The organism is Nocardiopsis akebiae, from assembly GCF_018316795.1.
GTDB lineage: Bacteria > Actinomycetota > Actinomycetes > Streptosporangiales > Streptosporangiaceae > Nocardiopsis > Nocardiopsis dassonvillei.
This window is the reverse complement of sequence record NZ_CP074132.1, coordinates 4,645,400-4,669,109: the sequence shown is the minus strand read 5'-3', so window position 1 is coordinate 4,669,109 and position 23,710 is coordinate 4,645,400. Positions and strand designations below refer to the sequence as shown.

Here is a 23,710-nt window from a genome sequence, read left to right as displayed (position 1 = left end):
AGGGCGCACACGGCGGTGCGCGACCGTCGGTGTCGTCCTACCCCGTGACGCGGCCTCCTTCCGGGTTCTCCGGAAGGCGGTTCCGGGATCAGTCCTCGCTCCTCCCCGGGCGGGAGCGCGCCACGACCACCGGCACGCGGGCGTGGTGCAGCACCGTCTGGCTGACCGATCCCAGCAGCAGACCGGCGAAACCACCGCGTCCCCGCGAACCGACGACGATGAGGTCGGCATCATCGCCCCTGGTCAACAGGGCGTGGGCGGCCTGATCCTGAACGACCTCGACCCTCACCGGAACGTCTCCGGTGCGCTCGCTGCGGCCCTCTTCGACCAGGGCGCGCACGTGTTCGTCGGCGCGCGAGACCAGGTACTCGCGGACCGCGGTGTGAGCGGCGGGATCCAGCGCCGTGACGTCGACGGGGTTCGGTACCTCCCAGGCGTGCACCGCCACGAGTTCGGCGCCGGTACGGGCCGCCTCGTCCAGGGCGAAGCGCAGCGCGGCCTGTCCGCCCGCGGAACCGTCCAGTCCGACCACGACGCGCCCGCGCTCCCCTCGCACGCGGTGCTCCCCTCCGCCGACCGCCTCGTCGGGGCCCGGCACCACGGCGACGGGACATGTCGCGTGAGCGCTGACGCGGACGCTCACCGAGCCCAGGAACACCGAAGCGGTACCGCCCAGGCCGCGCGAGCCCACGACGGCCATCCCAGCCGACCGCGAGGCCGCGAGCAGGGCGCGGGCCGGATCCAGCTTGGAGACCTCGGTGCGCGTCCCCAACCCGGGACGGGTCCGCGCAACGTGGTCGACGGCTTCCCGGAGCAGGCGCTCGGCCCAGTCCGCGAGCTCCGGTGTGGGCGGGACCCGCCCCGTGAACCCCAGCGGTGCGCTGATCACGGGCATGCTCAGCGCGTGCAGGACCAGCAGTTCCAGACCGCGGTCGGCCGCCGCTCGGGCCGCCCAGTCCAGTGCCGCGCGGCTCCCCGGCGAGCCGTCCACACCCACGACGATCCCCTCCGTGCCGCCGTGTGCCCGGACGTCCTCTTCGTTGGCCTTACCCATGGGCGCGGTCCTCTCCTCGAAGGCGCGTCCACGGGACGCGCTCTGCGTCGGTGGGCGGGCGGTGTCCGCGCGTCGCGTACCGGACCCACAGCGCGGGTCGCCCCCCGCGCCGACTCCACCGGAGGAGCCGTGCGTGGCGACGGGGGCGTGTGTTCCGAAACCCGCGGTCCCTCTTGTCGGGACACCGTCATGCACCCGTGCCTTCGAGCCTGCCCGGAAACACTCTCGGGGGTTAGAGCCGTCGTACCCGGCGTGAGACGACCTTCGTCCCGGTCCGGCCGTCCGGCTGCGAGGTCAACGAACTTGGACTGGTCACCGCGGCGACCGGCCCGCGGGGCGACGAAGGGGGCGCGCAGGCTTCGGCCTCCACGTCATTGACGCGCTACGGCGCGCTCGGCCGCCTGACACCCGTGGACAGCCGAGCGCCGTGGCCCGAGGATCCGAAAACACCGCTCCACGAGCCCCGGTGGAGGTCGATCCGGGGTGGTCGCGCTCACCGCTCCTGCCGGGCTTCGCCTTCCACGAGGGACGTCACACGCACCGCACGTGGCTGGCCTAGCACGTGACCCGGGAGATGAGGCGGGCGTGTGCTCAGCGCGCCGGAGAACCGGTGGCGGGGGAGCGTGGCGGCTCTCACGGCCCGGGAGCGCGAGTGGCTCTTCGCCGTGGCGCCGGTGCTCGAAGAGCACTACCGTGGAAACAGCGAAAGCGGGCTCCGAGAGGAACCCGCTTCGAAGACGATCTCCCAGATATCTCCCAGTCTGGGCCGGCCGGTCTTCGCTCACATGTCAGATGAACCCTCTGACCTGTGGTGATGCTGGTGGGCGATACAGGATTCGAACCTGTGACCTCTACCGTGTCAAGGTAGCGCTCTAACCAACTGAGCTAACCGCCCGCGTGTAGCGATGGGGAGGTGGAGACGGGATTCGAACCCGTGTAGACGGCTTTGCAGGCCGCTGCCTCGCCTCTCGGCCACTCCACCGAGTTGCACGTAAGGCGCCGGGGCACCTCGCGTCTCCTCCGAGCGGACGACGGGATTCGAACCCGCGACCCTCACCTTGGCAAGGTGATGCTCTACCAGCTGAGCCACGTCCGCTTGCTGCCTGGCGTCCGGCCCGTGGGCCCCGCCGTGCTGCTGGTAAGAACTCTAGCGGAAAGTCGGCAGACGGCAAATCGGCGCTGGGAGGGGCCGGTTCGGCGCTCCCGGCGCGGGTGGGCGGCCGCGCTGTCGCAGGACGCGCCGGGGCCGTCGGAGCGGACGTTAACGTCCGCGCCATGCGCCCGGGTGGACAATGGAGGGCACCGGCGTGACGAGGGGGAGACGGGTATGGGAGCGGGCGGCGGCACCGGGGGACACGGCGGGCACCGGTCGTGGCCGCGGGCGCGCGAGGCCGCCCGGCTCCTGGGCGGCGTCAGGCCCCCGGCTCCGCAAGAGCTTCCCCTGGAGGACGCCCTGGGCGCCGTCCTCGCCGCGGACGTACACGCGCTGACGGGCTTGCCCGCCTTCGACGCCTCGGCCATGGACGGCTTCGCGGTGTCGGGCCCGGGGCCCTGGCGGCTGGTCGGCAGGCAGCTGGCCGGAGCGGCTGAGGCGCCCGTGGGCCTGCGCCCGGGCGAGGCCGTCGAGATCGCCACCGGCGCCCGTGTGCCCAAGGACACGGAGTGCGTCGTGCCCTACGAGCTGGCCGCCGTCCGGGACGGGACGGTGGACGGGCCCTCGGAGGCGGGCCGCCACGTGCGCTGGGCGGGGGAGGAGACCGCCCCCGGCGAGACCGTGCTCGAACGGGGGGCGGTGGTCGGCCCCGCCGCGCTGGGCCTGGCCGCCAGCCTGGGCCACGACACCCTGCCGGTGCTGCGCCCCCGGGTCTCGGTCCTGGTCACCGGTGAGGAGATCACCACATCGGGACTGCCCGGCGACGGCAGTGTGCGCGACGCCATCGGTCCGGCGCTGCCCGGGGTCGTCGAGCGCGCGGGAGGCCGGATCGCGTCCCTGCGCCACCTGGGCGACGAGCGGCGGCCGCTGCTCGACGCGCTGGCGGGCGCGGACGGCGACGTGGTCGCGGTCTGCGGTTCCTCGTCCCGGGGCCCGGCCGACCACCTGCGTTCGGTCCTGGAGGATCTGGGCGCCGAGGTCGCGGTGGACGGGGTCGCCTGCCGTCCGGGCCATCCGCAGCTGCTCGCGCACACCGACCGGACCGTGTTCGTGGGCCTTCCCGGCAACCCCGGGGCAGCCCTGGTCGCCGCGGCCACCCTGCTGGTCCCCCTGCTGGCCGCCATGACCGGCCGCCCTGACCCCGGAGCGGGACTGGCCCGCGCCGCCCTGGAGGGTGCCGTCACCGCCCACCCCCGGGACACCCGGCTGGTAGCGGTGCGTCTGGACGGCGGCCGGGCGCGGCCGGTGGGCCACGACCGTCCGGGCAGTCTGCGCGGCGCCGCGCTGGCCGACGCCTACGCCGTGGTGCCGCCGGACTGGGACGGCGGCGAGGTGGAGCTGCTCCGCTTGCCCTGAGACCGCCCTCACTCTCGGGGGCCGTTCTTCGGAGCCTCGTGTTCCCGCCCCGCGTAAGCGCCCTCCCGGGCGCCCTGCGCACCGGTACGGGAGCTCGCCGTCATCCGGTGCGGCCCCGCGCCCGCTCGGAGACCGGCCCCGCTCCCGTTCAGAGACCCGACCAGGGGTCCTCGCGCTTCCACAGGGAGGGGAAGTGCACCGGGACGCCCTGTTCGGCGGCGAGCCGGTCCAGGACGCCCATGGTGGCGTCGAGGTCGTCGCCGAGGTAGGGCAGCGCGCGCAGGGGTTCGTCGAGCGGCCGGAAGAAGTCGTCCCAGTGGACGAGGACGACCCGGCGCGCTCCCACCGCCTCGACCGTCTGCCTCCAGTAGGCCCGGATGTAGGCCTCCCCGCGCAGGCCCAGCTGGCCGACGCCGAGGTAGACCACCTCGGCCTTGTGCCCGTCCAGGGCTCCCGGGACGAAACCGGCGCTGCCCTGGACCAGGGCGGTGCGGCCTCCGGTGTGCTCCACCAGCAGGGACCAGGTCTCGCCGCAGCGGTAGGCCGAGGCCCGCACCGGCGGCACGACGGGTTCGGCGATCTCTCCCGGGTAGCGGTCGGGCGGGCAGTGGCGGGATCCGATCAGCGTCAGGGTGAAGGCGCCGCACGCGATCCGGTCGCCGGACACGGCCCGCGCGATCCGCGCTTCGGGCAGGCCGCCGCCGCGTCCGATGCGGGCCGCGGACGCGCCGCCCACCAGGCGTGCTCCGGTGCGGGCGGCGACCAGCGCCGTGTCCATGGCGTGGTCGAAGTGGGTGTGCACGGGGACGATCGCGTCGAGCGACTCCACCCCGGCGCGGGCCAGGGCGGCGTCCACGCGCGCGGGGTCCGGGGCGATGCGCCGCGTGCCCACGGCCGCGAGTGGGGGCCGGGAGAAGAACCCGTCGGTCATGACGGCCGAGGTCCCGTCCCTCATGAGGAGGGTGGTCACGCCCAGGAAGGTGACGGACGGTCCGTGACCGGCCTCGGGCAGGTCGAACCGGTCCGCGTAACGGGAGACGTCGGGACGACCGAACCGCATTCTCATGCGAGGACCCTACAGAACCCCTCGGCGCGGTCGCGCGGTGCCGTCCGTGGAGGCCACCGCGTCCGTTCCGCGCCAGCGGGCACCGGCGGGGCCCCGGACACGCGTCGGGCCCCGGAGGGCGTCGCCTCTCCAGGGCCCCGATCTTCGCGTGTCAGCCGCCGGACCGCTCCTGCCGCGGCGCGGCCGAGGCGTTCCCGGCCACCGAGTCGGCGGCCACCGGGCCCGGCTTCTCTGCGGAACCCTGGGTCTCCTCAGCACCCGCGGTCTCAGCGGCGACCGTGGCCCCCGCGGCCCCGGCGGTGCCCACGGCCTCGACCGCCTCCTCCGCGGCTCCCTCGGCGGGCCCCTCCACCGGCTCCACCGCGGGGTTGCCCCGACCGCGCAGCAGCACCCACGCCTGCGCGGCGGCCGACAGGACGATCACCACGGCGATGACGCTGGTCAGGTGCATGCCGTCGGTGAACGCCGTCCGCGCGGCGAGCATCAGCGCGTCGCCCGCGGCGCCGCCCACGTCGGCGGCGGCGTTCGCGGCTCCGCCCAGGGTCTCCCGGGCGGCGTCCACGGCCCCCGGGGGCACGCCCTCCACGGCGGTCAGGTTCGCCCGGTAGGACGCGGTCAGCACACTGCCCAGCAGTGCGACGCCCAGCGCCGCGCCCAGCTCGTAGGCGGTCTCGGAGATCGCCGAGGCCGCGCCCGCGCGCTGGGGAGGGGCCGCCGACATGATCGCGCCGTTGGTCAGCGTCTCGGCGAACCCGGAGCCGGTGGCGATCAGCGCGAAGCCCGTCGTCACGAGTGCCACACCGGTCACCACGTTCCCCTGCGGAGCGAAGACCAGGACCGCGAACCCCGTCGCGGTCACCAGCAGGGACCCGCCGATCACCGTGGCCAGGCTCAGGTGGCGCGACAGCCGCACCGCCACCAGTCCGGCCAGCACCGACAGCACCAAACCCGGCACCAGCACGAAACCGGCCCGCATCGGCGAGACGCCCAGCACCAGCTGGAGGTACTGCGTCAGGAAGAACAGCGACGACACCAGCGAGAACACGATCATCAGGTTGGTGGCCACCGCCACGCTGAACACGCGGTACCGGAACAGGCCCACGTCGATCAGCGGGTCGTCCAGGGCCTTCTGGCGCCGGACGAACAGGTAGCCCAGGACCAGACCGGCCACCAGGGACGCGACCGGGGCGACCGCCGGGCCCTCGGTGGCCAGGTTCTTGACGCCGTACACGACGGGCAGGATCGCGGCCATGGACAGGACCACGCTCAGCGGGTCCAGACGGCCGGAGCCGGGGTTGCGCGACTCGCGCACCAGCAGCGGGACCAGCACCAGGATCAGCGCCATCACCGGCAGGTTGATCAGGAACACCGAGCCCCAGAAGAAGTGCTCCAGGAGCCAGCCGCCCAGGATCGGGCCGAGCGCCGCGCCGCCGGAGAACCCCGACGCCCACAGGGCGATGGCCAGCAGGCGCTGGCGCGGGTCCAGGAAGATGTTGCGCAGCAGCGACAGGGTCGAGGGCATCAGTGAGGCGCCCGCCAGCCCGAGCAGGGCGCGGGCCGCGATGAGCACCTCGGCGGTGGGCGAGAACGCGGCGAGCAGCGAGGCCGCGCCGAAGGCGGCCGAACCGATCATGAGCAGGCGCCGCCGACCGATGCGGTCGCCGAGCGAGCCCATGGTGATCAGCAGTCCGGCCAGGACGAAGCCGTAGACGTCGACGATCCACAGCAGCTGGCCCGCGTCGGGCCGCAGCTGCTCGCTGAGCGCGGGAACGGCGAACCCGAGCACGGTGGAGTCGACCGAGATCAGGATCACCGGAAGGACCAGGACGGCGAGCGCGGTCCATTCGCGCGGGCCCGCGAGGGCGGGCGCCGCGCCGTCGCGGCCGCGCGCGCCGGCAGTGCCGTTTCCGGTCTGGGCGGAGCTCATCTTTCCTCGTTACGTGTCGCTTGTGTGCGCGCCGCACGGCTGTGAGGGCGCGTTCGGACCGGCGGGATGCGGAGGGCGAACGGCCGGGCGGAAGGACGGGAAGGCTGGTCGACCGGGGACGTACTTCCGGGACTCTTCGACCGTCCAGACGGTACAGTACCGTCCAGCCGGTACAGTGTCAATCGTGAACGCTTCGAACACCCGCGACCGCATCCTCGACTCCCTGCAGGACATCCTCGTCGGTGAGGGTTATTCCGCGGTGACCCTGGAGGCCGTGGCCCGTGACGCCTCGGTGTCCAAGGGAGGACTGCTGTACCACTTCCCGTCCAAGGCCGCCATGCTCACCGGGCTCATCGAGCGCCTACGCGTGCTGGCGGAGGAGGAGTTCCGGGAGGCCGTGGAGGGGGAGGAGGGCGTGGTCCGCGTCTTCCTGCGCACCTCGCTGCCCCGCAGCCCGGAGGAGCGGGAGCTGTACTGGGCGGTCATCGCGGCCCTGCGCGGCCAGGAGGACATGCCCGAGGAGGCCGTCCGCACGGTCCAGGGCCTCTTCAGCCGCTGGGGCGACCTGCTGCACGAGGAGCTCACCGACCCGGTCCTGGCCGAGATCATCCTGCGCGCGGGCGACGGGCTGTACATGGCGGCGATCGCCGGGTTGCCCCAGCCCGACCCGGCGCTGACGCAGCGGATGATCGACCGCCTGGTGGAGGCCTCCGACAAGGTGCGCCGCGAGCGCTGAGCGTCCGCCGTCCGGGCCGGCCGGGTCGGTTCAGACCCGGTACTCGAACATCTGGACCTCGGTGCCGCCCACCGGCACCCGCTCGACCGCGGTGAACCCCTGCCCCTCGTAGTAGCGCACCAGGGCCCCGTCCCCGCCCGCCCAGCAGTCCACCCGCACCAGCCCGACGCCGCGTTCGCGCGCCCGCCTGCGGGCGAAGGAGAGCAGTTTGCCGCCCACGTCGCGTCCGGAGTAGGCGCGCGAGACCAGCAGCAGGTGGACGTAGAGCTCGCGTTCGCGTACCCGCGGCGCGTAGCCGGGAGCCCGTTCGGTGACGGTGAGGAACCCGGCCGTGCCGTCACCGACCTCGGCCACCCACAGGCCCTCGGCGACCAGCTCCTTCACGCGTGCGACCCGACGGGGATCCTGTGACCAGGGGCGTTCGCCCCACTGCGCGGAGCGCCCGTGCTCGACCAGCCACGCCACGGTGGCGTCGAAGGTCTCCAGTACCGCTGACAGGTCCGCTGGTCCGCCCTGGCGCAGCCTCAAGTGTCCGCCTCACACGTCGGGGAACAAACACGACCAGAGCACGTTAACCGGTCGCCCGTCCGCCGGTCACCCCGGTTCCCCGGCGGGAGGGAGTGGCTTCGGCGGCGCGGCGGGTAGGCGGTTCCAAAGACGGGGCCGTGGCACCCCGGGCGCCGCTGCGGGACAATGGCGGAACCCCGCCCGGGGCGCGGTGGCCCGTGAACCGCACGGTCCGCGCGGTGGCGGCCGGTCGCCTCCAGGGGGGCGGTCGGTGCGGGATTCCCGCCGCTTCGCGGGGCGCCCGGCCCGTCGCCGGGTGGAAGGAGGAGGTCAGGATGTGGCGCTGTTCACGTGCTTCCGATCATGGTTTACTTCCCGGTAACTTCGTTGCCGCAGCCGGTACCCGTGTTCGTGGGGTGCCCGCCCACCCCGCGAGGTGAAGTGTGCACTACCTCAAGGTGTGGGGCGCGCCGTGTCGACCCGGACAGCGCCCTCCACGAGACTGTTGCAGCCTCGCCGGGGTGTCCACGGGGTGAGAACACGCAGACGGGAAAGCGGGGGGCGCATGCACAGGCTCACCAACCAGGTAAGGCCTTACGCCTGGGGAGCGCGCACGGCCATCCCGCGGCTGCTGGGCGCCGAACCCGACGGCACGCCCCAGGCCGAACTGTGGCTGGGGGCCCACCACGGCGCGCCCAGCACCGCCCACTGCGAGGACGGCCCGCGCTCACTGCCCGGCCTCATCGCCGACAACCCCCACCGCGTCCTGGGGCGGCGCACCGCCGAACGCTTCGGCGGGCGGCTTCCCTTCCTCCTCAAGGTCCTTGCCGCCGAGGCGCCCCTGTCCCTCCAGGTCCACCCCGACGCCGTCCGCGCCCGCGCCGGGTTCGAGGCCGAGGAGCGCGCGGGCATCCCCCTGGACGCCCCGCACCGCAACTACCGCGACCCCCACCACAAGCCCGAACTCCTCCTGGCACTGGAGCCCTTCGAAGCGCTGTGCGGCTTCCGCGAACCCTCCGCCGCCCAGGCCGACCTGCGCGGACTCACCTGCGAACTGGCCGTCGCGCTGCGCGGCGACCTCGGCCTGACCGACGCCGGAACCGCCCTGCGCGGCGCCCTCACCCGCCTGCTCACCCTCTCCGGGGCCGAGCGGGCCCGGCTGCTGGACGACTTCGTGCGCGAGTGGTCGGACTCCGGTCCGCGCGGGTCCCACGGCGCCATCGTCGCCGACCTGGCCGACCGCTACCCGGGCGATCCCGGCGCGGTGGCCGCCCTGCTGCTCAACCGGGTCACGCTCTGGCCGGGCCAGGCCCTGTTCCTGCCCGCGGGGAACATGCACGCCTACCTCCAGGGCACCGCGGTCGAGGTGATGGCCAGCTCAGACAACGTGCTGCGCGCCGGACTGACCGGCAAGCACGTGGACGCGCCCGAGCTGCTGGACGTGGTGGACTTCTCGGTGCTGCCCATTCCCTACGCCAGACCGGGCGTCTGCGAGGGGCGCCGGGAGTTCCGCACGGCCGCCCCGGAGTTCGCGCTGCACGAGATCGGCCCCGGCCGCATCACCGCCCACCTGCCGGGGGAGGGGCCGACCGTGCTGCTCGCCCTGCACGGGCAGGTGGAGCTGGTCGCCGAGGTCGGTCAGGGGATGACCCTCCAGCGGGGTGAGTCGGTGTTCGTGCAGGCCGACAGCGGGCCGATCAAGGTCGAGGGCCACGGCCACGTCATCGCCGCCACCGTCGGTGATATCTGAGACCCGGATCTGCGGAACCGAGACCGTACACCCGGGACTCGGGACCCCGGACCCCACGACCGAGTCACCGCATCCGAGATCCGGGACCTGAGACCTGGGACCCGAGGTTCCACACCCGAGGACTCACACCCCAGACCTGGGATCCGGCTCCCCGGACCTGAGACCCGTAGCCCGGGTTCCTCGACCCGAGACCCCAGATCCGGGTTCCCACACCTGGGTTTCGAGACCCGGGACTCCGGGCCTGAGAAGAGCACCCGGGCGGGACGTCCGTTTTGCTCCGGGAGGTTCCCGCGCACCGATACCCTGGGCCCCTCTGTTCACTGTGACCACACGAGGGGTACCACCATGGCGCTTGAGCGTCCCGAGATCGACTTCATCGAGGGCCCGCCGCCCGCCGAGCTGGAGGTCACCGACGTCCAGGTCGGTGAAGGCGCCCAGGCGGGCCACGGCAGCACCGTCGACGTCCACTACGTGGGCGTGTCCTTCTCCAGCGGCGAGGAGTTCGACGCCAGCTGGAACCGCGGCGCTCCGCTGAGCTTCCGCCTCGGCGCGCGCCAGGTCATCGCGGGCTGGGACCAGGGCGTCCTGGGTATGCGCGTGGGCGGCCGCCGCAAGCTGGTCATCCCGCCGCACCTGGCCTACGGCGAGCGCGGCGCCCCCGGAGCCATCGCGCCGAACGAGACCCTGATCTTCGTCTGCGACCTGGTCGGCGTCCGCTAGGTCCCTCCTCCTGCCCGCGGGGACTCCGCGTGGTCGCCGCAGCCCGCCCGCGGCCCCTTCCGGTCCGGGCCGCTCCCGCGCGTCCGGGCCCGGGGCCCGGCTCCCGCGGCGGCCGGTCGGGACACGCGCCCGCTCCGGCCGGGGCGCGCACCCGGCCCGCTCGGGGCGGAGGCGCCCGGGTCCGGGCACACGCGTACGGCAGGGGCCCGTGCCGCGCTCCCACGTGCGGCACGGGCCCCTCGTCCCGCCGCTAGCCCAGGGTTGCGCCCACCTTGACGTGGCCCTTGAGCAGGTCGCGGGCGATCGTGCGGCGCTGGATCTCGTCCGTGCCCTCGAAGATGCGCAGCAGCCGCACGTCGCGGTAGAAGCGCTCGATGGGCAGTTCACGGGTGTAGCCCATGCCGCCGTGGATCTGCATCACGCGGTCGACGATCTCGTTGGCCTTCACACCGCCGAAGAGCTTGGCGATGGACTGGGCGTGCCGCGAGTCCCGGCCCACCGACACCTGCCACGCGGCGTGCAGCACCAGCAGGCGCAGTGCCTCGATCTCGGTCTGGGAGTCGGCGATCATCCACTGGATGGCCTGCCGGTCGGCGATGGGCGCTCCGAAGGTCTCGCGGGTGCGCGAGTACTCGATCGCCATGTCCAGCAGGCGCTCGCAGCCGCCGAGCGCGCGGGCGGGCAGCAGGTAGCGGCCCTTGCCGATCCACTTCATGGCCAACTCGAAGCCGCGGCCCTCCTCGCCCAGGATGTTCTCGTGCGGCACGCGCACGTCCTGGAAGACCAGGGAAGCGGGCCGGCGCTCGCCCATGGTGTCGATGGGCTCGGAGGTCCAGCCCGCCTCGCGGTCGACCAGGAAGCAGGTCACGCCCCCGTCGGCGCCCTTGTCCGGGTCGGTGACCGCGAAGACCATGGCGAAGTCGGCCTCGTTGCCGCCGGTGATGAAGGTCTTCTCGCCGTTGACCACCCACGCGTCGCCGTCGCGGACCGCGCGCGTGCGGATGGCCTTGGCGTCGGAGCCCGCGCCGGGCTCGGTGATGGCGAAGCAGGAGCGGCGCTCACCGGCGATGGTGGGCAGCAGGTAGCGCTCCTTCTGCTCCTCGTTGGCGTGGTAGAGGATGTTGTCGGCCTCGCCGCCGAACTTGAAGGTCAGGAAGGTCCTGCCCAGCTCGATCTCGATGATCGCGGCGGTGACCGGGTCCAGACCCATGCCGCCGTACTCCACCGGCGTCTCCACGCCCCAGAAGTCGGACTTGCGGGCCAGTTCGCGCAGCCGGGTGCGCTCCTCGGCGTTGAGGCCGGGCGGCTGCCCCTCGCGCTCGCGGCGCAGCACGTCGTTCTCCAGCGGCATCAGCTCCCGCTCGACGAAGGTCCGCACCCAGTCGCGGACGGCGCGCTGCTCATCGCTCAGTGAGAAATCGATCACGGCCTGTCTCCCCAATAACCTAACGGCGTTCGGTTTGAGGGTACGGTCTTCCCCGGGGTGCGTGCAAGAGGTGCCGCCGAACAGGAGGAAACGGGTTCTGCTTCCGGTTCCGGACAGATCCCCGTGCCGGGGCGCGTGGGACCCGAGGACCGGCTCTCAGGTGCGCGAACACCGCCAGAGGGCCGCACGCGGTGTGCCGGCGTGCGATGATCGGGCCGGACGCCGGAGGGTCCGGTCCGTCCGCCGCAGTGGAGAAGGGGATCCCTCCGTGGCCCGACCCAAGACGCCGATCCTGAGCCGTCCGGGCATCCGCCGCGCGGCTCTCGCGCTCATCGACCGCGACGGGCTGGACGGCCTGTCCATGCGCAAGCTCGCCCAGGAGCTCGACGTGCAGGCGGCCTCCCTCTACAGCCACTACCGCACCAAGGAGGAGCTGCTCACCGAGGTCGCGGACGAGGTCACCTCGCGCATCGACGTCTCGGGCTTCGAGGGCGGGGACTGGCGCCGGGGACTCACCGTCTGGGCGCGCTCCTACCGCGACGCCCTGGCCGAGCACCCCCACCTGCTGCCGGTGGTCTCCTCCGGGCCCGGGCGCCGCGAGGAGGCGCTGCGCCGCGCCGACGCGGTGCACGGCGGCCTGGTGGGCGCCGGATGGCCGCCCCGCTACGCCACGATGATCGGCGCCTCCACCAAGTACCTGGTCGTGGGGGCCGCCACCAACTCCTTCGCGCGCGGGTTCGACGACGACGTGCGCGTCTACCGGGACCGCTACCCGAACCTGTCCCAGGCCCACCGGCTGCCCGAGCACGCCGCGGAGATCGACGACGCGAGCTTCGAACTCGCGCTCTCGGCCTTCCTGGACGGGCTGACCGGAGTCTTCGACGAGGTCGGGAACCGGGGCTGAGCGCCCGCACGCGAAGGGCCCGGGGGGCGGCCGCCCCCCGGGCCCGTGGAACGCGTGCGCCTCAGCGCCGCTCGGAGGACACCCGGTCCGTGTCGTCCTCCTCGTGGGAGGGCGAGCCCGTGTCCCCGGCGGCCGACGCGTCGCCGGTCGTTCCGTCGCCGTCGGCGTCCCCGCCGGTCCCGGCTTCCCGCTCACGCGGGTGGCGGCGCTCCAGGGAGGCGCCCTCCACGTCGATGTCGGGCAGGATCCGGTCGAGCCACCCGGGCAGCCACCACGCGGCGTTGCCCGCCAGGTGCATCAGCGCGGGGATCAGCGCCATGCGCACGACGAAGGCGTCGATGAGCACGCCGAAGGCGAGCGCGAAGCCGATCGAGCTGATCATGACGCTGTGCGAGAAGACGAACCCGCCGAACACCGAGATCATGATGATCGCGGCGGCGGTGACCACCGAGCGTCCGGCCCTGAAGCCCTGCACCACGGCCAGCCGTGAGGGAGAACCGTGCACGTAGGCCTCGCGCATGCCCGTGCCGATGAAGAGCATGTAGTCCATGGCCAGGCCGAACAGGATCCCGACCAGCAGCGTGGGCAGGAAGTTCAGTACCGGTCCGGTGTTCTCCAGTCCGAAGAGGCCGCCCAGCCAGCCCCACTGGTAGACGGCGACCACGCCGCCCAGCGCCGCGAAGAAGGACAGGATGAACCCGAGCGTGGCCACGACCGGCACGAAGATCGACCGGAACACCAGCAGCAGGATCACCAGGGACAGGCCCACGACCACCGCGAGGTAGGTCGGCAGCGCGTCGCTCAGCGTCTCGGAGATGTCGATGTTGCCGCTGGCCATGCCCGCGACGCCCAGCGGGCCGGTGCCCTCGATCGGCTCCATCGCGCGCAGGGTGTGCACGAGTTGCTCGGTGGAGGCGCTGGCCGGTCCCTCGACGGGCACGACCTGGAAGATGGCCAGGGTGTGGTCCTCGGATACGCCGATGGGCGCCACCGCCGCCACGTCGTCGTGGGAGTAGATCTCCTCGGCGACCAGCGCCTGCTCCTCCTCGGCGTTGCGCTCCGCGGACTCCTCGTCGGGTCCGCCGGTCAGCTCGGCCACGACCAGGAGCGTGCCATTCTGCCCCGCGCCGAAGTTCTCCTCCACGGCGGTGAAGGCCCGGTACTGGGTGGATTCGGTGGGCTCTGAGGAGCCGTCGGGCATGCCCAGGCGCAGGTCCAGCGCGGGCAGGGCGACCACGCCCAGGGCGATCACGGCCACCGCGGCCTGGGCCAGCGCGCGGCCGGTCGACATCGGCTTGACCCGCTCCGCCCCGTGCGCGCCCCCGCCGGCGGCGGAGGTGCTCTCGGCGAGACGGGCGCGCTCGCGGCGCGACAGGATGCGCGCGCCCACCAGCGACAGCAGCGCCGGAACGAGCGTGATCGCGATGAACACGGCGATGGCGATGGAGACGGCTGCCACGCTGCCCATCAGGCCCAGGAACCCGATCCCGGTCAGGTTCAGGCCCAGCAGCGCGATGAGCACGGTCGTGCCCGCGAAGACCACGGCGTTGCCCGCGGTCCCGTTGGCCAGGCCGATGGACGCACCGACGCCGACGCCCTGCTTGAGCTGGCGGCGGTGCCTGTTGATGATGAACAGCGCGTAGTCGATGCCGACGGCCAGGCCCAGCATCAGGCCCAGGATCGGTGTCACCGAGGCCATCTCCAGCACTCCGGACAGCGACATCGCGATCAGGGTGGCCACGCCGACGCCGACGAGCGCCGTCAGGATCGGCAGGCCCGCGCCCACCAGGGTGCCCAGCATGACCACCAGGACCACACCGGCCACGATCACGCCGATCACCTCGGCGGTGCTGACCAGGGAGGGCATGGTCATGGCCATGTCGTTGCCGAAGTCGACCGTGGTGCCCGGCACGGGGTCGCTCTCGAAGACCTCCATGACGGCGTCACGGGTCTCCGGGGTGATCTCGGTCTGGCTGTCGCTGAAGGCGATACGGACCAGGGCGGTGTCGCCGTCCTCGGAGACCGAACGGATCTCCGAGGCCATCTCCAGCATGGCCTCGCCCCGCTCCAGCTCCTCCAGGCCCGCGTCCAGCTCCTCGCGGTTCTGGTCGATCACGGCCTGTTCGGCGTCCAGCCCGGGGCCGACCTGGTCGATCAGCCCGGCGGCCTCGGCCTGCTCGCGGCCCGCGTCGAGCTCGGCCTGACCGGCCTCGAGCTCCTCCAGGCCGCTCTCCAGCTCGTCGCGGCCCTCCTCCAGCTCCTGCTGCTGGTCGGCGCGCTGCTGTTCCGTGGCGAACGGGTCGATCGCGTCCTCCACACCGGAGAGCCCGGCGGCCTGCTCGGTGCGGTCGGCTATCGCCTCCCGCTGCTCCTGGGTGAAGTCCGAGCCGTCCTCGGTCTGGTAGACGACGGTGCCCGAGCCGCCTCCCATCCCGGAGAACTCCTGCGACAGGAGCTGTTCCACCTCGTCGGTGGGCGTGCCGGGGATGGAGAAGCTGTCCTCCAGCTCGCCGGAGAAGAGGAAGAAGGCGGTGCCGGAGGCCACCAGGAGGGCCAGCCAGACCGCGATGACGGTTCGGGCGCGACGTGCGCACGCACGCCCGAGTCTGTAGAGAAATTCAGCCATGGTTCCTGCAAACGGAGTGGGTGGGAGGGAGCGCGTGTGCGCTCAGGAGGTGGGTGATCCGGCGTTCCCGTAGCCGTCACGGGTCACGGCGAGCATGCGGTCCAGCAGGTCGGCCCAGACCCGGCGGGAGTCGTCGTTGTCGACCCCTCCGGTGGTCTGCTCCCAGCGCTGGACCGTGATCGTGCCGCCGCTGATGACCGCGCCGCACATGAGGTCGACCACGAGCGGGTCGGCGTGCGGGTGGCGGCGCGTCATGATGGCCGCCAGGCGGACGCTCACGTCGTTGATGGCCCGCTCGAACAGCGCGGCCTGGCTCGGGGCGGGTTCGTTCCCCTGCTGCCGGAGGAGGCGCTTGAGCCGGGTGACCGGGGTGACCAGGTCGGTCCGGCGGATCGCCGCCGCGAACTCGTCGAACATGCTGCCCGCCCGCTCGCCGGTGACGGCGGGCAGGTTGGCCTCGATGCTGTCGACGATCGCCTCCAGCATCTCGCCGAACACCTCCAGGACGATGTCGTCCAGGGACCTGAAGTGGTTGAACACGGTTCTCCGGGAGACGTCGGCCCGTTCGGAGAGCTGGTCGACGGTGAAGCCGGTGTCCCCGCGTTCGGTCATCAGCGCGGCGGCCGCGTCCACGATGGCGCGGCGGTGGCGCGACTTCAGTGCCTCACGCCGGTCACGTGCGGGCGTTTCGTGCTGATTGTCCACGTCTCCACGGTACGGAGGTGGTTGCACCAAGTGCAACGAAGCACTGAGTGCACCCAGTCACACTCGGGGTGCGGGCTCGCGTCGGCCTCGGGGGTCGGCGGGGGTGTCCCGTGGCGCTGGTGGGGTGGACGGCCGTTCCCGCCGGGAGCGGCCCGCACGCGAGAAGGCGGCCGCGCGGCCCAGTCCCGGGTCGCACGGCCGCCGGCCCCTCAGGAGCCCGTCGGCTCGGTCTCGGCGTTGCCCTCGATCGCCGACCGCTCCAGGCGGTCCAGCCATCCGCCCCGTTTCGGTACGGTCTGGAGCGCGGCCTCCCGGCCGTACCTGATCCGGGTGGAGGTCTCCGGAAGCCGCGCCTCCAGCCTCCGGTAGGCGACGCGGCCCAGCAGCCGGGCCACGAAGCCCCCGTTGAACACGCCCACCGGTACCGCCAGCCACGGCAGCCCCCGCAGCGACAGGAACCCGACGCCGAGATCGCCGAGCGGCTGTACATGTCGACGGGCACCGTGAAGGCGCACGTGTCCAGCGCGCTGACCAAGCTGGACCCGCCCGGGCGGGTCCAGTTGGCGCTGCTCACCCACGACGCCCGCACTCCCGACTGACGTGGTACGGATGAGCCCCGTGGGGAAGTGATGTTGGCAGTGCTGCCGGCCAGTACGACGAGCAACGACGAGGGAGACGATTTCATGCCGCTCGAAGGCGAGTACGAGCCGAGTCCGACGGAGTGGGTGCGCGACCAGGTCGAGCAGATCGAGCGCTCCGGCGGGAGGGAGGGGATGACCCTGCGCGGGATGCGGGTCATCCTGCTCACCACGCGCGGGGCCAGGAGCGGCAAGCTGCGCAAGACGCCGCTGATGCGGGTGGAGCACGAGGGGCGCTACGCCGCCGTCGCCTCGCTCGGCGGTGCGCCCAAGCACCCCGTCTGGTACTTCAACGTCCTCGCCGAACCCCACGTGGAGCTGCGGGACGGGACCGTGAACCAGGACATGGTGGCCCGCGAGGTCACGGGCGAGGAGAAAGCGGTCTGGTGGGAGCGCGCGGTGGCGGCGTTCCCGGACTACGCCGACTACCAGAGGAAGACCGACCGGGAGATCCCGGTCTTCGTGCTGGAGCCCGTCGCCGAGAAGTGACGCGTCTGGAGGGCGGACCGGCCGGGGAAGGCGCCCCGGCCGGTCCGTTCGTGGTGGGGGGCGTTCGCGCTCACGCCAGCCCGTGGGGGTCGGGGAGGGCGCGGCCACACATCCTCAACCCTCAAAGACGTTGAAACCAAGACCTTATGAGAGCTGACGCGGGCGCCACCGCTTGAAGGTTGGTCTCAAGCCCCTCGAATCGTTCTTCGGCCCGCGCTCTGTGCCCGCTGGCAAAACGGTGAAGCAGAAACAAGGGAGATTCTGTGCTCTGTTGTCCCGGATTGGATTACGGAAAGCCGAAGAACACACGAAACTACCTTGATCTGGCCTTCCGTCTCCGGTTTCGGCATTGACCCCGCCGTGCCCGGACCCCGTTGGTAGCGTTGTGGTCCGGGTCCCGGCCGGGACGGTGAGAGTGTTCGACTAGGAGGGCGGCCCCCGTGGCGAAAGAACGCGTGATCTGGGCGAAGAAGCTTCCCGAGGTCTACAGCAAGCTGGACGAGATCGACAAGGTCATCTCCGGACACCTGGACCTCGGCCTGCTGGAACTGGTCAAGCTGCGCGCCTCGGTGCTCAACGGGTGCTCCTTCTGCATCGACCTGCACACCCAGCGCTCCCTGGAGGCGGGGGAGTCCCAGCAGCGGCTCTTCCTCGTGTCCGCCTGGTACGAGGCCGGTGAGATCTTCACCGACGCCGAGCGGGCCGCTCTGGCGCTCACCGACGAGATCACCCGCCTGGGCGAGCACGGGGTGTCCGACGAGGCCTACGAGGGCGCCGCCGAGCACTTCGAGGACCAGGAACTGGCCGCGCTCATCGCCGGCATCGCCATGATGAACCTCTACAACCGGCTGGCCGTCACCAGTCACCTGCACCCGCGCAAGCGCTGAGCCCGGCTCCGCTCCCGCTGCCGAGGAGTCGGCAGCGGGAGCGGAGCACCCGTTTCCCGGGTAGGGATGAGTGCACCCGACACTCCTCGTCGGCCGTGCACGGAGATCCCGGACCCAGGAGCGCCCATGCCCCCCACCGGACGAACCCTTCCGAGCCTGCTCGCCCGCAACGCCGCCGACCACCCCGACGCGTCCGCCCTGTCCTGGCGCGCGCCGGACGGCGGCGACTGGACCACCCTGACCTGGTCGCGGGTGCGCGACCGCGTCGCCGCGCTCGCCGAGGGCTACGCCGCCCTGGGCGTCGAACCCGGCGACCACGTCCTGATCATGATGGGCAACCGCCCCGAGCACTGGCTGTCCGACCTCGCCCTCGTCCACGCGGGCGCGGTTCCCACCACGGTCTACGACACCGCCGCCTCAGAACAGGTCGCCCACATCGCCCGGCACAGCCGAGCCCGTCTCGCCGTGGTGGGGGACAGCGCGGCCGCCGCCGCGTGGGAGGGCCTGCTCGCCGACCCCGAGGTGCCCCTGGCCGCGCTGGTCGTCGTGGACGGGGCCGACCCCGGCCGCGGCCACACCGACTACGCCTGCCTGGAGGGCGTCCCCGACGCCCCCGCCGGTACGGCCTTCGAGCGCTGGCGCGACCTGACCCCCGACGACCTGCTCACCGTCGTCTACACCTCCGGGACCACCGGGGACCCCAAGGGCGTGGCCGTCACGCACCGCGACGTGCTGGCCAACGCCACCGCCCTGGACGCGGCCGTCGCCCTCCCCGAGCACCCCGACCACGTGTGCTACCTGCCCCTGGCGCATATCGCCGAACGCATGCTCGGCCTCTACCTGCCGGTCTTCCGCGCCTCCCACGTGTGGATGTGCGAAAGCCTCCAGGACCTGCCCGGGGTCCTGCGGCACGTGCGTCCGCCCCAGTTCTTCGGGGTTCCCCGGGTGTGGGAGAAGTTCGCCTCCGCCCTGCGCGCGGGGCTCGCCCGCATGCCCGAGGAGAGGCGCGCCGCCGTGGACGCGGCCACGGCCGTGGCCGCCGAGCACGTCGCCCGCCGCGAGCGCGGCGAGGAGGTCCCCGCCGAACTGGGGGAACGCTTCGAGCGGGCCCGGACCGAGGTCCTGCTCCCCCTGCTGGCCCGGGTGGGCCTGGACCGGGTGAGCTGGGCCTCCAGCGCCTCCGCGCCGATGCCGCTGGACGTGGTGCGGTTCTGGGCCGGGTTCGGGGTGGTGGTCATGGACGCCTGGGGCCTCACCGAGTCCGTGGGCGTGGCCACCGTCAACAGCCCCGCCACCGGCTTCCGGCTGGGCTCGGTCGGCCGCCCCATCGCGAGCGTGCGGGTGCGGGTGGCCGAGGACGGCGAGGTGTGGCTGCGCGGGGAGTCGGTCTTCGGCGGCTACCTCCAGCCCGACGGTTCGGTGCGCCCGGCCACCGACGCCGGGGGGTGGTTCGCCACCGGCGACGTCGGCCGCGTCGACGGGGACGGCTACCTGTGGATCACCGACCGCAAGAAGGAGCTCATCGTCACCTCCCAGGGCAAGAACGTCGCGCCCGCGCCGGTGGAGAACGCGCTCAAGGAGCACCCGATCATCGGCCAGGCCTACGTGCACGGGGACCGCAGGCCCTACCTGGTGGCGCTGCTGGTGCCCGACCGCGAGACGCTGCCGGTGTGGGCGGCGGCCCGGGGCGTCGACACCGGCGGGGACTGGGAGGCGCTGGTCGCCCACCCCGAGGTGGCGGCGGAGGCCGAACGCGCGGTCGCGGCGGCCAACGCCCGGTTCAGCCGCGCGGAGGGGGTCAGGCGCCACCGGCTGCTCCCGGAAGAGTGGGGCCCGGACACCGGTGAGCTGACCCCCTCGCTCAAGCTCCGGCGCCGGGTCGTCCGGGAGCGCTACGCCGACGCCCTGGCGGAGCTGTACCGCGCCTGACCCGGGTCCGGTCAGCCGCCGCCCAAGCCCGGAACCTACCCGGCCGGGACCCGAGCGTGCCCGCCCGTCCCGGCGGGCGACTCCTCATGCGCGCACCCCGATGGCGTTGGCGCCCCGTGACAGCTCAGGAAGCTGGGACAGCAGTTCCTCGGGGCTGGTCCGGTCACTGGTGGTCACCAGGTTGACGGCGCCCAGGGTCTCGCCCTCGGAGTCGTACAGCAGCCGGGTCAGGCTGAGGGCGCCGGGTTCCCGCTCGGACTCGGCGAGGTGGTAGCCGACCTCCCGGATCCGCTCGATCTGCGCCCGGAGGTCGGCGGCGTCCTGGGTCCTGCCCGAGGCCAGGCGCACCTCGGCGTGGTCGGCGAGGTAGGCGTCGAGCTCCTGGTCGTCCCAGTCGCTGAGCAGCACCTTGCCGCCGCCGATGTAGAGGGGCACCCGGCGCCCGATCGGGAACTGGTAGCGCAGCGGGTCGGCTCCGTCCACGCGCGCGATGAGGATGCGCTCCTGTCCCGAGCGCACGTAGACCGACGAGGTCAGACCGGTCGTGGCCGACAGTTCGGTGAGGATCGGCGTCGCGACGCTGCAGAGGCGGTCGTTGACGACGAAGGAGTGCGCCAGGGACAGCACCACCGGCCCGAGCGAGTAGCCCAGGCGCTCCTGCTGGACGTACCCGCGCCGTACCAGCTGGTTGACGGTGCGCTGCGTCGTGGCCAGGTGGAGCCCGCTCTCCCGCGCGATGTCGCTGAGCCGCAGGGGGCCGCGCGCCCGCTCCAGGCACTCCAGCACGTCCAGAGCCCGGTCCAGGGTGCGCCCCTGGTTGCCACCCCCAGCCGTCGCTCCCATCCGTGCCCTCGCCCGCCCTTCCGTCGTCGTTCGCCCCGTCCCGGGAGAGGGCCGGTGTGCCCGTCCCCAAGGCGATGCGCGCATCGCCGCCCTCCCTCAACGTAGCGGACGGGTTTCCGGCAGGTTGACACCGCGAAGCGTCGCAGGTCACACTCACTATCAACAGGCAACAGAAGCTATCACTCAATGATAGAGGGTGGGATCATGAAGGTCGCCGTGCTCGGGCTCGGAGAAGCCGGTGCCGTCTACGCCGGCGCGTTCGCGGCCGCCGGTTGGCAGACCGTCGGCTACGACCCCTCGCCGGGGGCGCGGACGCCCGAGGGGGTGGCGCGGGCCGCCTCGACCGGCGAGGCGGTCGCCGACGCCGACTTGGTCCTCAGCCTCACCACGGCCGCGTACGCGGTGACCGCGGCCGAGGACGCACGGCCGGTGCTGCGCCGGGACGCGGTGTACGTGGACCTCAACGCCGCCGCTCCGGCGACCAAGACCGGGGTGGAGGCGGCCCTGGGGGAATCCGCCCAGGTCGTGGACGGTGCGATCATCGGTTCGGTGCTCAGGTACGGTGCCGAGGTCAACGTCCTGCTCTCCGGCCCCGCCTCGGAGGCCGCCGCCCGGCTGCTCCGGGCGGTGGGCTCCGACGCCGAGCCCGTCGGCGGCGAGGTCGGGGCCGCGTCACGGCGCAAGCTGCTGCGCAGCGTCTTCATGAAGGGCCTGGGAGCCCTGATCACCGAGGCCGTGGACGCCGGGAGGGCCGCGGGGGAGGAGGCGTGGATGCGCACGCAGGTCGCCGACGCGCTCGCCGACGGCACGTCCGCGCTGGAGCGCCTGGACAAGGGCACGCGCCTGCACGCACTGCGCAGGGCGCACGAACTCCGCTCCAGCGTCGAACTCCTCGGTGAACTGGGCGTCGAGGCGCCGGTGAGCACCGGGGCCGCCGACCGCCACCTGTACCTGGCGCGCTCGGGCGGGGAGGACGCGCGCGAGTTGGCGGACGCCTACGCAGGCGTCCCCACCGCCGCCATCGGCGACGGCCGCGACCGGCTGGGCTTCGTCTCCTCGCGCGTCCGCCCGGTCTGGCCCGGGGCGAGCGTCACCGGACGGGCGCTCACCGTCCTGACCCGTCCCGGCGACAACCGCGCCCTGCACCGGGCGCTGGCCCTCGCGAGGCCGGGGGACGTCCTGGTCGTGGACGGCGGGGGCGACACCTCACGCGCGCTGCTGGGCGAGCTCATCGCCGAACGCGCCCTCAACCGGGGCGTGCGCGGCATGGTGGTCGACGGTGCGGTCCGGGACGCCGACGAGCTCCGCGAGCTGGGCTTCCCCGTCTGGGCGGCCGGGATCTCGCCCGCCGGTCCCTACAAGGACGGCCCCGGGCACGTGGGCCGGACGGTCTCTGTGGGCGGCGCGGTCTGCTCCACCGGGGACATCGTGGTCGCCGACGGCGACGGGGTGTTCTTCGTCCCCCGCCTGGAGGCGGAGCAGACCCTGAGCGCGGCCCGTGAGGTCGTCGCGGAGGAGGAGCGCCGCCGCGGCGCCATCAGGGCGGAACGCCGGTGAGCGCCCGCCCCGCCGACCCCCGGCCGGACCGTTCCCCCGCCGCACCCGGCCGCCACCACTCCCCGACTCCCCTCCCGAAGGTCCACCCATGCCCATCGCACTCCTAGCCCTAGCGGCCTTCATCGCCGTGATCATCGTCTGGAACGTCGTGTTCAAACGGAACATGGGCGAGGCGATGCTGCTCGGACTGGTCGTCACCGCGCTGTTCGCCGGGGCGCAGGCGCCCGCGTACCTGCTCCGGGGGCTGGTCGACGCCCTCACCCACGAGGTGCTCTACGCGGCCCTGGCCTTCGTGTTCATGGCCTACCTGATCGACGTCACGGGCCTGATCCAGCGGATCCTGGCCATCCTCAACTCCCTCTTCGGGCGCGTCCGCGGCGGCCCCGCCTTCATCGACACGGCCGGTTCCGCGGTCTTCGGCGCCCTGTCCGGGTCCAACTCCGCCAACACCGCCTCCAGCGGCTCCTTCACCGGACCCTGGATGGTGCGCACGGGGTGGTCCCCCACCCGCGCCGCCACGGTGATGGCCGGCAACGGGGGGATGGGCGCGGCCCTGCCCCCCAGCGCCTCCATGGTCATCATGATCGGCTTCGCCGGGGGCATGGTCAGCACCGGCCAGGTCTACATGGGCCTGCTCGCGGCCGGGGCCTACCAGATCCTGCTCAGGTTCGCCCTGATCGCGTACTTCGTGCGCAGGGACGGCATCCCCAGGGCCGACGAGGCCGACCTGCTGCCACTGCGCGAGTCCCTGCGCCAGGGCGCGGGAGCCCTGACCATCTTCCTGGGCGCGCTCATCCCGATCGTGGTCACGGCGGGGCCCCTGGCCGACTACCTGGAGGACTCCACCCCGCTCGGCGAGGCCATGGGGGAGATCTCGCTGCTGATCTGGATCCCGATCCTGATCATCGTGTTCTCCCTCGTCGCCGGACGCGACCGCCTGCCCAGGAACCCGCGGGACTGGTCGGCCCTGCTCGACGGCGCCCTGCCCAAGTTCGCCACCATCGGGGCCCTGCTGTTCTTCGCCATCGCGGCCAGCGAGATCCTGGCCCGCCTCGGGCTCGCGGAGGACGTCAACACCCTGCTGGAGAACCTGCCGGTCAACCGCGTCCTGCTGGTGGTGGCCGTCGGACTGGTCATCGCCCTGGTCGCCGGGCCGCTCTCCTCCACGGCCACCCTCACCGCGGTCGGGCAGATCTCCTTCCTGGCACTGGTGGGCGTGGGCGTCGACCCGCTGCTGGCGGTGATCGCCATCCTGGTGTTCGCGTCCACCGAGGGGGCCTCGCCGCCCGCGTCCGGGTCGATCTTCGTGGCGGCCGGACTGACGGGAGCCCGGCCCGAGAGCACCTTCCTGCCGCTGATCGTCTACTACATGATCCCGATCTTCCTGATCGGCTGCCTCATCGGTTGGGGCGTCCTACCGGTCTTCGGAGGCTGAAC

19 protein-coding genes, 3 tRNA genes and 1 pseudogene are annotated in these 23,710 nt (G+C 72.8%); 11 read left to right on the top strand and 12 right to left on the bottom strand.

What is annotated here, in order from left to right:
- Nucleotides 1–88: 88 nt before the first annotated feature.
- The 4 genes from KGD83_RS20005 to KGD83_RS19990 all read right to left on the bottom strand — a co-directional run bounded on the left by KGD83_RS20005 (nucleotide 89) and on the right by KGD83_RS19990 (nucleotide 2,150).
- Nucleotides 89–1,054, bottom strand: a complete 966-nt coding sequence (locus tag KGD83_RS20005) for a universal stress protein (RefSeq protein ID WP_212640635.1) — start codon at nucleotides 1,052–1,054, stop codon at nucleotides 89–91.
- An 818-nt stretch (nucleotides 1,055–1,872) separates the two neighbouring features.
- A tRNA-Val gene (locus KGD83_RS20000) sits at nucleotides 1,873–1,949 on the bottom strand.
- A gap of 16 nt (nucleotides 1,950–1,965) precedes the next feature.
- Nucleotides 1,966–2,036, bottom strand: a tRNA-Cys gene (locus tag KGD83_RS19995).
- Between the two features lie 41 nt (nucleotides 2,037–2,077).
- Nucleotides 2,078–2,150, bottom strand: a tRNA-Gly gene (locus KGD83_RS19990).
- A 231-nt stretch (nucleotides 2,151–2,381) separates the two neighbouring features.
- Here KGD83_RS19990 and KGD83_RS19985 point away from each other — a divergent pair.
- A complete protein-coding gene (locus KGD83_RS19985) occupies nucleotides 2,382–3,563 on the top strand; it encodes a molybdopterin molybdotransferase MoeA (RefSeq protein WP_212640634.1) in 1,182 nt (393 codons plus the stop codon).
- Nucleotides 3,564–3,711: 148 nt separating this feature from the next.
- On the opposite strand, the gene KGD83_RS19980 is transcribed toward KGD83_RS19985, so the two are convergent.
- Together KGD83_RS19980 and KGD83_RS19975 are read right to left on the bottom strand one after the other, a co-directional pair.
- Nucleotides 3,712–4,629 (bottom strand): MBL fold metallo-hydrolase, encoded by a 918-nt coding sequence (locus KGD83_RS19980; RefSeq protein ID WP_249351965.1) that lies wholly within the window; start codon nucleotides 4,627–4,629, stop codon nucleotides 3,712–3,714.
- A gap of 151 nt (nucleotides 4,630–4,780) precedes the next feature.
- Complete coding sequence (locus tag KGD83_RS19975) at nucleotides 4,781–6,556, bottom strand: MFS transporter (RefSeq protein ID WP_212640633.1); 1,776 nt, start codon at nucleotides 6,554–6,556, stop codon at nucleotides 4,781–4,783.
- Nucleotides 6,557–6,740: 184 nt separating this feature from the next.
- Between KGD83_RS19975 and KGD83_RS19970 the strand changes: the two genes are divergently transcribed.
- On the top strand, nucleotides 6,741–7,292 hold the full coding sequence (locus KGD83_RS19970; protein WP_212640632.1) for a TetR/AcrR family transcriptional regulator: 552 nt from the start codon (nucleotides 6,741–6,743) through the stop codon (nucleotides 7,290–7,292).
- A 30-nt stretch (nucleotides 7,293–7,322) separates the two neighbouring features.
- Here the strand turns inward: KGD83_RS19970 and KGD83_RS19965 are convergent, their stop codons facing one another.
- Nucleotides 7,323–7,820, bottom strand: coding sequence for a GNAT family N-acetyltransferase (locus tag KGD83_RS19965; RefSeq protein ID WP_212640631.1), 498 nt, complete (start codon nucleotides 7,818–7,820; stop codon nucleotides 7,323–7,325).
- 544 nt (nucleotides 7,821–8,364) lie between these two features.
- On the opposite strand from KGD83_RS19965, the gene manA reads away from it, so the two are divergent.
- Both manA and KGD83_RS19955 read left to right on the top strand, forming a co-directional pair.
- Nucleotides 8,365–9,549, top strand: a complete 1,185-nt coding sequence (manA, locus tag KGD83_RS19960) for a mannose-6-phosphate isomerase, class I (RefSeq protein ID WP_212640630.1) — start codon at nucleotides 8,365–8,367, stop codon at nucleotides 9,547–9,549.
- Nucleotides 9,550–9,894: 345 nt separating this feature from the next.
- Nucleotides 9,895–10,269, top strand: coding sequence for an FKBP-type peptidyl-prolyl cis-trans isomerase (locus tag KGD83_RS19955; protein WP_212640629.1), 375 nt, complete (start codon nucleotides 9,895–9,897; stop codon nucleotides 10,267–10,269).
- A gap of 250 nt (nucleotides 10,270–10,519) precedes the next feature.
- Here the strand turns inward: KGD83_RS19955 and KGD83_RS19950 are convergent, their stop codons facing one another.
- Nucleotides 10,520–11,695, bottom strand: coding sequence for an acyl-CoA dehydrogenase family protein (locus tag KGD83_RS19950; protein WP_212640628.1), 1,176 nt, complete (start codon nucleotides 11,693–11,695; stop codon nucleotides 10,520–10,522).
- 268 nt (nucleotides 11,696–11,963) lie between these two features.
- Between KGD83_RS19950 and KGD83_RS19945 the strand changes: the two genes are divergently transcribed.
- Nucleotides 11,964–12,599 carry a TetR/AcrR family transcriptional regulator gene (locus KGD83_RS19945; protein ID WP_212640627.1) on the top strand — a complete coding sequence of 212 codons (636 nt, stop codon included), beginning with the start codon at nucleotides 11,964–11,966 and terminating at the stop codon, nucleotides 12,597–12,599.
- Nucleotides 12,600–12,660: 61 nt separating this feature from the next.
- Here KGD83_RS19945 and KGD83_RS19940 read toward each other — a convergent pair whose 3' ends face one another.
- The 3 genes from KGD83_RS19940 to KGD83_RS19930 all read right to left on the bottom strand — a co-directional run bounded on the left by KGD83_RS19940 (nucleotide 12,661) and on the right by KGD83_RS19930 (nucleotide 16,445).
- A complete protein-coding gene (locus KGD83_RS19940; protein WP_212640626.1) occupies nucleotides 12,661–15,225 on the bottom strand; it encodes an MMPL family transporter in 2,565 nt (854 codons plus the stop codon).
- A 42-nt stretch (nucleotides 15,226–15,267) separates the two neighbouring features.
- Nucleotides 15,268–15,930, bottom strand: coding sequence for a TetR/AcrR family transcriptional regulator (locus KGD83_RS19935; protein ID WP_212640625.1), 663 nt, complete (start codon nucleotides 15,928–15,930; stop codon nucleotides 15,268–15,270).
- A gap of 209 nt (nucleotides 15,931–16,139) precedes the next feature.
- On the bottom strand, nucleotides 16,140–16,445 hold the full coding sequence (locus KGD83_RS19930; protein ID WP_249352521.1) for a hypothetical protein: 306 nt from the start codon (nucleotides 16,443–16,445) through the stop codon (nucleotides 16,140–16,142).
- Between KGD83_RS19930 and KGD83_RS19925 the strand changes: the two are divergent.
- The 4 genes and pseudogenes from KGD83_RS19925 to KGD83_RS19910 form a co-directional block, all read left to right on the top strand.
- Nucleotides 16,392–16,529: pseudogene (locus KGD83_RS19925) on the top strand (LuxR C-terminal-related transcriptional regulator); the annotation flags it as partial. The gene KGD83_RS19930 and the pseudogene KGD83_RS19925 overlap by 54 nt on opposite strands.
- Nucleotides 16,530–16,613: 84 nt before the next feature.
- Nucleotides 16,614–17,057 (top strand): nitroreductase family deazaflavin-dependent oxidoreductase, encoded by a 444-nt coding sequence (locus KGD83_RS19920; RefSeq protein ID WP_212644512.1) that lies wholly within the window; start codon nucleotides 16,614–16,616, stop codon nucleotides 17,055–17,057.
- A gap of 440 nt (nucleotides 17,058–17,497) precedes the next feature.
- Nucleotides 17,498–17,944, top strand: coding sequence for a carboxymuconolactone decarboxylase family protein (locus KGD83_RS19915; RefSeq protein ID WP_212640624.1), 447 nt, complete (start codon nucleotides 17,498–17,500; stop codon nucleotides 17,942–17,944).
- Nucleotides 17,945–18,070: 126 nt separating this feature from the next.
- Nucleotides 18,071–19,873: an AMP-dependent synthetase/ligase gene (locus KGD83_RS19910; RefSeq protein WP_212640623.1), complete on the top strand. Its 1,803-nt coding sequence runs from the start codon at nucleotides 18,071–18,073 to the stop codon at nucleotides 19,871–19,873.
- Between the two features lie 84 nt (nucleotides 19,874–19,957).
- On the opposite strand, the gene KGD83_RS19905 is transcribed toward KGD83_RS19910, so the two are convergent.
- A complete protein-coding gene (locus tag KGD83_RS19905) occupies nucleotides 19,958–20,716 on the bottom strand; it encodes an IclR family transcriptional regulator (protein WP_130397229.1) in 759 nt (252 codons plus the stop codon).
- A gap of 204 nt (nucleotides 20,717–20,920) precedes the next feature.
- Between KGD83_RS19905 and KGD83_RS19900 the strand changes: the two genes are divergently transcribed.
- A complete protein-coding gene (locus KGD83_RS19900; RefSeq protein ID WP_212640622.1) occupies nucleotides 20,921–22,273 on the top strand; it encodes an RraA family protein in 1,353 nt (450 codons plus the stop codon).
- An 88-nt stretch (nucleotides 22,274–22,361) separates the two neighbouring features.
- Nucleotides 22,362–23,708, top strand: coding sequence for a TRAP transporter large permease subunit (locus KGD83_RS19895; protein WP_212640621.1), 1,347 nt, complete (start codon nucleotides 22,362–22,364; stop codon nucleotides 23,706–23,708).
- Nucleotides 23,709–23,710: the final 2 nt, after the last annotated feature.

Coding starts and splice junctions, on each gene's coding strand:
- KGD83_RS19980 (WP_249351965.1), bottom strand. CDS start 4,629: ATGAGAATGCGGTTCGGTCGTCCCGACGTCTCCCGTTACGCGGACCGG.
- manA (WP_212640630.1), top strand. CDS start 8,365: ATGCACAGGCTCACCAACCAGGTAAGGCCTTACGCCTGGGGAGCGCGC.
- KGD83_RS19985 (WP_212640634.1), top strand. CDS start 2,382: ATGGGAGCGGGCGGCGGCACCGGGGGACACGGCGGGCACCGGTCGTGG.
- KGD83_RS19955 (WP_212640629.1), top strand. CDS start 9,895: ATGGCGCTTGAGCGTCCCGAGATCGACTTCATCGAGGGCCCGCCGCCC.
- KGD83_RS19910 (WP_212640623.1), top strand. CDS start 18,071: ATGCCCCCCACCGGACGAACCCTTCCGAGCCTGCTCGCCCGCAACGCC.
- KGD83_RS19975 (WP_212640633.1), bottom strand. CDS start 6,556: ATGAGCTCCGCCCAGACCGGAAACGGCACTGCCGGCGCGCGCGGCCGC.
- KGD83_RS19940 (WP_212640626.1), bottom strand. CDS start 15,225: ATGGCTGAATTTCTCTACAGACTCGGGCGTGCGTGCGCACGTCGCGCC.
- KGD83_RS19905 (WP_130397229.1), bottom strand. CDS start 20,716: ATGGGAGCGACGGCTGGGGGTGGCAACCAGGGGCGCACCCTGGACCGG.
- KGD83_RS19920 (WP_212644512.1), top strand. CDS start 16,614: ATGCCGCTCGAAGGCGAGTACGAGCCGAGTCCGACGGAGTGGGTGCGC.
- KGD83_RS19900 (WP_212640622.1), top strand. CDS start 20,921: ATGAAGGTCGCCGTGCTCGGGCTCGGAGAAGCCGGTGCCGTCTACGCC.
- KGD83_RS19895 (WP_212640621.1), top strand. CDS start 22,362: ATGCCCATCGCACTCCTAGCCCTAGCGGCCTTCATCGCCGTGATCATC.
- KGD83_RS20005 (WP_212640635.1), bottom strand. CDS start 1,054: ATGGGTAAGGCCAACGAAGAGGACGTCCGGGCACACGGCGGCACGGAG.